The organism is Pedobacter sp. 01T416_2, assembly GCF_056398925.1.
Genome location: NZ_JBFTQI010000284.1, coordinates 1 through 6,782, shown reverse-complemented (window position 1 = coordinate 6,782; position 6,782 = coordinate 1). Strand labels below are relative to the sequence as shown.

Annotated in this window: 3 protein-coding genes; all 3 read right to left on the bottom strand. The window is 39.8% G+C overall.

Annotated elements, in window-relative coordinates; translation table 11 throughout:
• Window positions 1-508: 508 nt before the first annotated feature.
• Window positions 509-2,254: a RagB/SusD family nutrient uptake outer membrane protein gene (locus tag AC1DPQ_RS13395; protein ID WP_477609706.1), complete on the bottom strand. Its 1,746-nt coding sequence runs from the start codon at window positions 2,252-2,254 to the stop codon at window positions 509-511.
• Between the two features lie 12 nt (window positions 2,255-2,266).
• The gene (locus tag AC1DPQ_RS13390; RefSeq protein WP_477609704.1) at window positions 2,267-5,356 is read right to left on the bottom strand and encodes a SusC/RagA family TonB-linked outer membrane protein; all 3,090 of its coding nucleotides are present in this window, start codon (window positions 5,354-5,356) and stop codon (window positions 2,267-2,269) included.
• Window positions 5,357-5,386: 30 nt separating this feature from the next.
• A partial coding sequence (locus AC1DPQ_RS13385) for a RagB/SusD family nutrient uptake outer membrane protein (protein ID WP_477609702.1) occupies window positions 5,387-6,782 on the bottom strand: 1,396 nt, incomplete at its 5' end.

The following is a 6,782-nucleotide window of genomic DNA, read 5'->3' as shown; positions in this document are numbered from 1 at the left end:
AAACAGGATACAGCCGCTCTAAATTTGCTGCATCCATTAATTATTCTAGGTAGTTAATCTGGAATAATCTGGATCGATCTAATATTCTTATACTTGGTTGAAACAAATTAACTATAAAAAAAGCGGTCGTAGTGAGGGGTAATACGGTAATAAGTAGGGGTTAAATTGTTATTTTTAGGCCATTTCCAGTGATTTTAAGACTTTCAAGAAAAATTAAACGTTTAATTGACGTTTAATTTAAAACACATATTCAAATCACTTTCCCTGTTATGGTAAAAATTGGCTTGTACGATCTGCTTTAGATCTGTCTTTTGAAGTGCTTATTTTGATAAGGTGCAGCAATAAACGTTCTATACCGAAGATTATGGCTGAATAGCCATTTAGGCTGTATCCTTGTAAGAAAGGTTCCGGTTAGATGTGCATACTGATTTGCATATAAACAAAAAACTCTCCGAACCTTTCTTTGCAGAAAGATAAGGAGAGTAGTTAATCATTAAATTCAAATAGGTTAATAGCCAGGGTTTTGAAGCATTGAAGGCATCTTCGAAACTTCCGACTGTGGAATTGGCATTAAATAATGTTGTGGATTAAATACGTGCTGACGGATGGTATTCACCACCTGATAGGTATACACATTACCTGTTTTAGTAATATTGATTGCTTTATTAAAACCATTGTTTACATCAACAGCAATTTTCCATCTTCTAATATCATTCCAACGGTGATCTTCATTCATCAGTTCGATGCGGCGTTCGTTCTGAATAACTGCTCGCATTTCATCAACAGACATATTGGCCTTTAAACCATATAAATTATCAGCACCAGCTGTTATACCTGCTCTTTTACGAATGGCTACTAGTTTGGGATATGCCAGTGCTGTTTGTCCGGTTTCGTTAATGGCTTCCGCATAGTTTAATAAAATCTCTGCATAGCGGATTAACGGCCAGCCCCTTTCTGTATTGAAAGAACTGTTGCTTGATATATTTTCGTCGCACATTTTGCGGGCATAATAACCCGTTGTTGTTGGTCCTGTCCCGTTTGAAGTATACCCATCAGTTGCAGCACCGTTATAGGTATTTACCACAATTTTAGTACTGGTTGTGGTACTGTAATACAGCGATTGATTGTAGATAATGGAATAACCAAATCTTGGATCGCGGTTTGTGTACGGGTTTGCTGCATCATAGCCAGAAGTAGGGTCGGTAATTGCTTTTCCATTTTTCATTGGGAAAGCTGTTGCCAGTTGCTGTGTTGGTGTAGAATTTTTTGCACCTCCCCTTGATGGTGGATTATAATAACCTTCAAAATCACGGTTAGACGGTCGGTTAAAGCTGAAAATATACTCAGAATTAACCCGTTTTAAAAACACATTGTAAAAACCATAGCCCGGAGCAGTTACATTATCTTCGAACAAGCTGTAGGTACCTGTATTAATTAATGTTTCAGCAGCGTCGGCTGCTTTTTGCCAACGTGCCACACTATAACTGGGGTAACTTACAATTGGCTTTACAGCTGCCGATGCCTGGGTTATGGCGCCACCATTAAACAAAGGACTGGCGGCATACAATAAAACCCTCGATTTTAGTGCTAAACAAGCTCCTTTAGTTGCCCGGCCATAATCCTGTTCTGCATAATCAGTGGTAATGGGTAAAATATTTGCTGCAGCATCAAGCTCAGCCGTGATGTAATTAACGGATTCGTCAAATGATGACCGGGGAAGATCGATCACATCGGTAATGCCGTAAACATTATCACCTTCAAGCGGAATTCCACCAAAATTGATCAGCAGCAAGTGATAGTACCATGCCCGCAAAAATTTCAATTCGCCGGTAATACGTTTCTTCTTCGCTTCTGAAAGTGGAATAACGGGCAATTTAGATAACATCAGATTTACCCTACGGATATTGGCATACGGGGTTGTCCAAAAATCAGGCAAACTACCCCCACTCCAAAAGTTGGTTGGCGAAAGTGTCCCATTGTACATGATCACTGCATTCTGTGTTGGTCCTGAATAGGCATATTCCGCATCATCGGTAGCCATTTCGGTATTTCCGTGGCTGCTAAAACGCCCTTTTGCAAAACTATAAGACGAACTGCTATAAATCTGGGTAAGAAAACGGATAGATTTTAAACTATCTGAAAACACTGAAGCTTCAGTTTCTCCAGTATCCGCTTTACTATCTAAGAAATCGCTATTTTTTTTACATGCTGCTATTGAAGCACATAAACATATCATTAATATTATTTTTTTCATGTCAATCAATTATCAAAACGTAACACTTAAACCTAAATTGATCATTTTTTGTGGTGGATATTTAATTCTGTCCTGCCCTGAATTCGATTCTGGATCGAATTGATAACGTTTATCCAAGCTCGACCAGGTGAGGAGATTATATCCATTGATGTAGGTACGAATGCTTTGTACTTTTAATCTTTCGGTCAGCTTTTGAGGAAAATTATAACTGAACTCTGCATTTTTTAAGCGGAGATAATTCCCTGATATCATCCAGAATGTAGATGGATAAGCAGAAGGACTGCTTAAACCAGGACTTAAAGAAAGTAATGGATATTGTGCTGCATCTCCCAGTGCTGGTGTCCATGAGTTTTGGTGGATCGAAGTTAAATTTGAGGAAAATGCCTGAATGGCTTCTGCCACCCCACGAACATTAAAGTTGGTTGCGGCCTGAAACAATAAACTTAAACCGAAGTTTTTATAATTGGTTCGAAGTTCCAAACCGTAGTTTGTGTTTGGTAAATTCGGATCTCCATTTATAGACATATCATAACCATCAATTTTACCATCACCATTTAAATCGGCATATTTTAAATCGCCAATTCTTGGTGCAGTTTGAGGAACCGGACTTGAAGCAATTTCAGCTGCCGAAGTATAAAAACCAATCCACTGATAGGTTAAGATCTGGCCGATACTGTTACCTGTAAATGCCTGATAAGGGTAGGCTGGCAGAGGTTCATCACGATAAAGGATTTTATTTTTGGCCAGTGAATAATTTGCCCTCACAGAGAAATCAACATTGCCAATTTTATCCCTGTAGCTCATTTCGATCTCACCACCCTGATTTTGTACTTTACCCAAATTTACCGGTGGCAGGCCCACACCAAAAATTGATGAAACTGTACCTCTTGAAGTTAAAATATCGCTTCTTACATTGTGGAACAAATCGATTGAACCTGTGATCTTGCTTCCGAAGAGACCAAATTCCATCGCTACGTCTGTTTTCTTTTCCTTTTCCCAGGTTACATCATCATTACCCAATGTACCTTCTGAAATTCCGGTTTGTGTATTGTCTGAATAACCAAAAGATGCATTACCTCCATTGCTGTAATTTTGTTGGTAGTAATAGTTAAAACCATCGCCGATGCGGTCGTTACCTACAATACCGTAGGAGCCTCTAAACTTTAAAAAATCGATGAACTTTACGTTATCCTTCCAGAATTTCTCGTTCGATACCACCCATCCGGCAGATGCCGCCGGAAAAAAACCATACTTTTTCTTGCTCAYGAAACGATCTGAACCATTGTAAGCCGCATTAAACTGAAATAAATATTTATCATCATAATCATAACCTACACGACCGGTATAACCTTTAAAGTTGTTTGGCACAAAATTGTAAACCGCATTATCATTGTATTTGATTACCGTATTGATATTGGTTAATGCTGTTCCATAAACGTGGTGGCTGTTAAAACTTCTATCGTAATTTAATATGGCCTGGGTAGTTAAATTCCTGATTGTACTGCCCGCCCCATAGCCGATAAAATATCTTCTTACACGATAAATATTCGGATCTCTGGGTTCGTAGGTATTGTTATCTGAATTGTAGATAAAAGATGGAAACTGATCTCTCGTCATACTTCTGGTATAATCGTAGGTACTTGCGTAAGAAAGCACCCCTTTTACCGATAATCCTTTGGTAATAAAATCTAATTTCTGGTTTACATTGGCCACTAAATTCATGTTATTACCGTATTTGCGGTTATAACCATAATGCGTAATCCTTCCTACAATATTATTTTGATTGTAGTTCGGATTCTCGTCTCTTTGCCACTTGCTATAGCCAAAACTTCCATCGGGATTGTAAACCGGATAATTGAATGGAGCTAGCGAAGCGAAACTTACATAATCGTAAAAGATATCGTTATAACCAAAAGCACTACCTATGTTATTGGTATTGGTTACGCCCAAATTACCATACAAATCGATTCTGATATCCATTGTATTGGTGGCCTTAATATCCAGATTTGAACGGTAATTGTACCGGTTATAGTAGAAATTGGAGTTTACACCTTGCTCTTCGCCGTAATTCCGCAACATACCATCCTGATATAGGAAACCCGCTGAAACAAAATACTTTACTTTTTCTGTACCGCCCGAGATATCAAAATTACCTTTTACCTGGCTACTGAAATCTTTGAACAAAATCTTTTTCCAGTCGTTGTTAGGATGTCCGTATGGATCAGAACCATCCTGATATTTCTGTAAATCGGTTTCCGTAAATCTTGGCGCCAAACCATCATTTGCCCTGGCCTGGTTATATAACTTTGCCGATTCGTAAGCATCTAAAAACTTTGGCATAACCGTAGGCTGCATTACACTRTATTCACTTCTAAAGGTAATCTGTGGTGTACCCAGTTTACCTCTACGCGTAGTAACAACCACCACCCCGTTTGCTCCTTTGATACCATAAATCGCTGTGGTTGCAGCGTCTTTAAGGATACTGATGTTTTCTACTTCGTTGGCATCGATGGCTGCAAACTGCTCCGGGCTGTATTCAATATCATCTACAATGATTAAAGGTGTGGTAGAACCGCCATTGTACGAACTGATACCCCTGATAAAAAATGTTGCCCCATCTGATCCTGGCGCACCAGAACGTTGTTGAGAAAAGAAACCAGGCAACCTGCCAACCAAGGTGTTTTGTAAACTGGCAGACGGATTTTGACGGATATCAGCCCCGGTTATGGTACTCATGGACCCTGTTAAGGTTATTTTTTTCTGTTTACCGTAGCCGATAACCACAACCTGTTCTAAGCCCTGTACATCATCTTCTAACTGTACGTTAACGGTTTTTCTGTTGCCAACCACAACTTCTTTCGGAGTTGAGCCAACAAATGAAACCACTATGGTACCGCTTGTTCCCTTTAACCGGAGGGTATAATTCCCTTTCCCATCGGTAACTACCCCATTGGTTGCTAAGCCTTTCTCTTTCACAGAAGCGCCTACTATAGGTCCTGTAGCATCGCTAACAGTTCCCGATACGACCTGGTTTTGTGCCATAACCAAATTGGAGGTTAAAAGCACAAGCAAAACCAGTAAATATTGATATATATATTTCATGTTATGATCTTATATTGGATTTGTACTGATTTACCAACCTTCGTTTTGAAGTAATAGACTGTTTTTGGTTGTTTCTGCATAAGGTACCGGCATGTGGTAAAGTTTATTGGTAAAAACTGAAGTCACTACCGGAATATTCTCGTACGTGAAAGTGTTGTTGGCATTTTTGGTAATCTTAGTACCATTCAATGCTCCACTCAGTACGGTCGGTGCAATTTTCCACCTCCTGATATCCCAGAAACGGTGTTCTTCAAAAGCAAGTTCTACCCTTCTTTCATTCATAATCAGCGTTCTCATACTCTCCTGAGAGATCCCTACAGGAATGCCATAACGCGTGTTTGTGCCGGCTGTTATGCCTGCTCTGGTACGTAAAAGGATAATCTGCTTAACGGCATCTTCTGTTCTGCCTACCTCGTTTAATGCCTCTGCATAATTGAGTATAATTTCGGCATATCTGAAAATGATAAAATTATGCGATTGGTTGGTGTAAGTGCTATTGGTAGCAAAATTCCCCATAAACTTGCGCATGTAGTAACCTGTACGGGTTTGCACCGTTGTTCCTCCTGGTTTATCCAAACCACCCTCGTAGGTTTGCACCCCTCGGTTTAACCAGTTTACGCCGTTATAAAAAATGGTATAATCTAACCGAAGGTCTCTGTTGGTATAAGGCGCCGCCGGATTGTAGCCCGATGCCGCATCGCTAATCGGCAACCCGCTCCGCATGGTAAATGCATTCACCAAATCGGCCGTCGGACTTGTTCTACCATTACTCAATGCGGGTGCTCCATAACCGGATGGTGCATTGGTGGTTTCTATACCCGTATTTACCGCAGCCTGTTTGCTCAGTATAACTTCAGTATTTTTATTGGTTAAAAACACATTGTTAAATACAGGCTGGAGTTGATAATAATTTAAAGCATTAAGTTCTACCGCGGCATCAATTACTTTTTGCCAACGGGTAGCATCGGCTGTTGGATAACCTGTTAAGGCTTTTAATGTTCCATTTGATTCTACACCGCCACCATTATATAAAGGACTTGCCGCATATAAATAAGCCCTGCATTTTAACGCGATTGCTGCTCCTTTAGGAATTCTGCCCCAATCCGAAGTGGTATAATTTGCGCCTGTTTCTAATCTTAAGCTATCTTTAACTGCATCACATTCACTAATGATATAATTTATGCAATCAGCAAAACTGTTTCTTGGCAATTCGAGGTTATCTTCGAGGGTAAAAACCTTATTGCCGATTAACGGAACACCGCCATATCTTTTTAATAATTCGAAATATAACAATGCCCTAATGTACCTGGCCTCTGCTCTCCAATATTGTTTGGTAAGCGCAGCAACCGGCACCACATTAATATTGGCCAGAAAAATATTAGCCGCTCTAATGCCGTAGTAACTGTTACCCCAATAAGGATCGGGA